Genomic DNA, 4,445 nt, shown 5'->3' on the forward strand with positions numbered 1-4,445 from the left:
GCCCGGGTGGGACACGGGGCCGCCCCGCGAGGCGCGTGCGTCGCGCCCGCTCCGTCGTGCGGCCGATCAGCCGGTCGTGGCGGCGAAGACGTGCAGGATGCCTCCCTCGGCGCTCTTCGGGAGCGTGACGCTCGCGAGGGTCTTGCCGCTCGCGAGGGTCACGGGGGCGGTGGCGAAGAGGTAGGCGTTGACGGGGTCCTTGCCGCCGCCGAGGGTGTCGCGGTAGGCGGAGGTGACGGCGACGGTGTTGCCGTAGGAGGGCTTGTCCCCGCCGCCGCCGAGGGTCCAGTCGGAGAGGCCGAGGTCGGCCTGCTGCGTGGTGCCGTCGGTGTAGGTGAGGGTCATGGTGCCGTGCGTGTCGCCCTCGGCGGCGCTGCCGAGCAGGCTCAGGCGCGTCGCTCCGTCCTTGGCCGGGACGGTGAGGGTCTGCTCGCCGCCCGCGACCTCGATGTTGTCGGGTTCGCCCGGGGCGGTCGCCGGGAGCGTGAAGGTGAAGTCGCCCGAGGTGACCGTCTTGCCCGGGGCGGCGCCGCCTTCCGCGAGGGCGGTCGCGGAGTAGCTCCAGCCCTCGCCGTCGAAGTTGGCGCCCGGTTTCGCGTCGTCCTCGGAGACGCCGTTGTTGTTGAGGTTCCACAGGACGCTGTTCTTCGCGGCGACCGTGACGGTGAGCTTGGCCGGGGGCAGTTCCTTGCCCGAGGCGGTGCGCAGGGTCACCGGAATCGTGCGGAAGCCCTCCTTGGCGTCCTTGGCGGCGGCGACCGTGAGCGCGGTGCTCGCGGTGCCGCCCGAGGGGACGGCGAGGGTGCCGGATGCGGGGCTGACGGTGAGTCCTTCGGGCGCGTCGGCCTTCCAGGTCACGCGCTCGGCGCGGTCCTGGAGGGTGCGCGCGGTGAGCTCGGTGGGGGTGGCGGCGGCGCCGGGCGACACCTTGAGGGCGCTCGGGCTCGTACTCGTGAAGTACGTGTCCTCGCGGCCGGGGAAGGACGGCGGGGCGTCCTGGGCGGCGGTGCCCCACGTGGTGCGGGGGCTCGTGCCGAGCGTGTAGTCGAGGGTGCCGCCGTGCTGGACGAGGGTGTCGGGCACCACGGTCTTCGTGCTGCTCCTGCCGTTGACGCGCAGCCCGTGGATGTAGGTGTGGCTGTCGTCGGCCGCCGGGGCGTTGACCGTGATGCGCTTGCCGTGACCGGTGTGGACGACGGCGTGGGGGAAGAGCGGCGCGGTCAGCACGAGGTCGGCGCGGCTCGGGTTCTGCGGGTACATGCCGAGCGCGGAGAACACGTACCAGGAGGACATGGTGCCCGCGTCGTCGTTGCCGGGGATGCCGCCCGGGGTGTCGGTCCAGAGCTGGTCGATCTCGGCGCGGACCGTCTCCTGGGTCTTGGTGGGCTCGCCCAGGTAGTTGTAGAGGTACGGGGTGTTGATGTCGGGCTCGTTGGTGGGGTCGTAGCGGGTGTCGTCCTTCGCGGAGAAGTCGAACTTCCCGTCCTTGTCGCGGAAGAAGGCGTCGAGCCGGGCGCTCGCCTTGTCGTTTCCGCCCATGGCGCGGGCGAGGCGGGCGACGTCGGAGTAGACCATCCAGGTGTAGCGGGCGCTGGTGCCCTCGACGAAGCCGTTGCCCGTGCCGGGCGTGAAGACGCCCGCCCAGGTGCCGTCGGCGTTGCGGTTGCGGATGTATCCGCCCTCGGGGGTCGCGGCCGGGTCGAAGACGTTGGTCCAGTTGCCGGAGCGGTCGAGGAACTTCTGCTGGTTCTTCCGGTCGCCCGTGGCGCGGGCGAGTTCGGAGAGGCCGTAGTCGGCGGCGGCGTCCTCCAGCGTCTCGGCGGCGCCTCCCCAGCAGTGGCAGTCGTCGGCGGGGACGTAGCCGAGCTTGAGGTACTGGTCGAGCCCGGGGCGCTGGCCGACGCACTCGACGTTGCAGCCGGCGCTGTCGGAGTCGTTGGCGGTCGGTACGGTCGCGGCCTTCACGAGGGACTTGAGCGCGCCCTTGACGTCGAAGCCGTTGCCGCCGAAGGCGTGGATGCCCGCGAGGGCGGGTGCGGCGGGGTCGCCGGACATGACGCTGGTCTTGCCGTGCTGGAGGAGCCAGCGGTCCCACTCGCCGCCGCGCTGGGAGGCGTACTGGTAGAGGGACTGGGCATAGTCGCTGCCGGCCCGCGGGTTCAGGAGCGTCATGAGCTGCACCTGCGCGCGGTACTGGTCCCAGCCGGAGAAGGTCCCGTACTGGGCCTTCTGGCCGTGCGAAAGGCGGTGCGTCCTGTCATCGGCGCCCGTGTAGCGGCCGTCGGTGTCGCTCGTGAGGGTCGGCTCCAGCATCGAGTGGTAGAGCGCGGTGTAGAAGGTCCGGTACTGGGCCTTCGTGCCGCCGCCGACCTCGATCGCGCCGAGTGCCTTGTCCCAGGCGCGGCCCGCGTCGCGGGCGACGGCCTCGAACGAGGTGCGGGGCGGGTTCTCGGCGCGGAGGTTGGCCTCGGCGCCCCGGTCGCTCACGTACGAGATCGCGACCTTGGCGCCGACCTCGCGGGTGCCCTTCGGGAAGGTGACGTAGGCGCCGGAGCCCTTGCCCGCCACGGGGTTGCCGCTGGAGCTGTAGCCGGTACCGCCGCTCGCGTCGGTGGTGTCCGGGCGCAGGGTCTTGTCCTGCCAGGTGCCGGTCTTCGCGAAGGGGGTGTCGAAGTGGATCGTGTAGTGCAGCGTGTAGAGCGCCTTGCGGTTGTTCGCGCTCTGCGGGCCGCAGAAGTTCCCGGCGTCGATGGAGCCGGTGACGGTCTTCTTCGCGGTGTCGACGTGCACGCGCGCGGCGGCGCTGCCGGACTCGGCGTTGGAGCCGCGGACGAGGAAGCTCGCCGCCTTGCCGGCCGGGAAGCCGAAGCGGCCCGCGCCGGTGCGCTCGGTCGCGGTGAGCGCGGCGGAGGTGCCGTTGGCGAGCTTCACCTCGTAACGGCCCGCGCTCGCTTTCTCGTCGTCGTGGGAGAAGGCGGAGGCGAAGACGGAGTCGTCGGTGTCGGCGCTGGGCGAGCTGGTGACCTCACCCGGGTAGGGCATGAGCGGTACGTCGCCGTTCGCGCCCGAGCAGCCCACCCCGTTGAGGTGGGTGAGGCTGAACCCCCGGATCGAGGTGGCGTCGTACTGGTAGCCGCCCGGGGCCGGGTTGGAGACCTGGTTGCCGCGCGTGGTCTGGGGGCTGAACGCGAGCATCCCGAAGGGGCGGACCGCCCCGGGGTAGGTGTTGCCCGCGTTGGCGGAGCCGATGAGGGGATCGACGTAGGCGGCCGGTTTCCCGGCCGGGGCGCTGTGCCCGCTCTTCGCGGTGGCGGGCGCCGCGGCGTCGGCGGCCGGCGCGAGCGCGGTCAGCCCGAGGGCGCTCGCGGCGGTGAGGGCCAGGAGGCCGGCAGCTCTGGTACGTGCGGGACTTCTGCGGTGCGTCACTCTTCTGACACTGTTCCTCTCCCCGGGGAACCGGGATCGGACAACGTTGTCAAGCGCGAGCGATGCTCCTCCGGGGGCCGAGGGGGCGTCAAGGGGTGGGCGGCAAGATCGCCCTGAGGGCGGGTCAGAAACTCCCCCGCGCGACCCCGCGTACACAGGACGAGAGCGAGGCAACCCAGGGTTGACGCCTGAGCGGGTGTCAACCTAGGGTTGCCTGTGAGAAGGAACAGACACCCGCGCATCGCGCGGTACGACTGGACGATCTCATCGACGCCATCAAGCGGGTCCGCTCCGGCCCCCTGGACCAGCTCACGGACGCGGTGCTGGCCGCGGAGCACCTCGGGGAGGTCTCGGACCACCTGATCGGCCATTTCTTCGACCAGGCGCGCCGCTCGGGCGCCTCCTGGGCGGACATCGGCACCTCGATCGGCGTGACCCGGCAGGCGGCGCAGAAGCGCTTCGTGCCGAAGGACACCGGCGACGTCGCCCCCCCCTCGATCCCGAACAGGGATCCAGCCGTTACACGCCCCGCGCCCGCACGGTCGTGGTGGCCTCGCAGACCCAGGCACGGGCGCACGGGCACAAGCGCATCACGCCCGCGCACCTCGTTCTCGGCCTCCTGGACGAGCCGCAGTGCCTCGGCGTCGTCGTCCTCACGGACCAGGACGTGAGGCCCGAAGCGGTGCGCGAGGCGGCCGAGGCGGCGCTGCCGCCCCGCGAGGAGGCGGACCTGCCCACGCTCGTCCCCTTCGACGCGGCGGCGAAGAAGGTCCTGGAGCTCACCTTCCGCGAGGCCCTGCGTCTCGGCCACAACTACGTCGGCACCGAACACCTGGTGCTCGCCCTCCTGGAGCACGAGAACGGCGAGGGAGTCCTCTCCGGCCTCGGCATCGGGAAGGAACGCACGACGGAACTGCTCACGGGTCACCTGCGGCGCATCCAGGCGGAGCTGGAGGAGGCGCGGCGGGCCGAGGGCGGCTGAGGGGAGGCGGCCTGGAGGGAGGGGGCGGCCGGGCGGG

General features: G+C 72.2%; 1 protein-coding gene and 1 pseudogene. One reads left to right on the plus strand and one right to left on the minus strand.

What is annotated here, in order from left to right; genetic code table 11:
* Positions 1 to 66: 66 nt before the first annotated feature.
* Positions 67 to 3,426 (minus strand): GH92 family glycosyl hydrolase, encoded by a 3,360-nt coding sequence (locus tag SSBG_RS00295; protein WP_086023027.1) that lies wholly within the window; start codon positions 3,424 to 3,426, stop codon positions 67 to 69.
* A gap of 188 nt (positions 3,427 to 3,614) precedes the next feature.
* Here SSBG_RS00295 and SSBG_RS00300 point away from each other — a divergent pair.
* Positions 3,615 to 4,408 (plus strand): annotated as a pseudogene (locus SSBG_RS00300) (Clp protease N-terminal domain-containing protein).
* The last annotated feature ends 37 nt before the right edge of the window (positions 4,409 to 4,445 follow it).

Source organism: Streptomyces sp. SPB074 (genome assembly GCF_000154905.1).
Classification (GTDB): domain Bacteria; phylum Actinomycetota; class Actinomycetes; order Streptomycetales; family Streptomycetaceae; genus Streptomyces.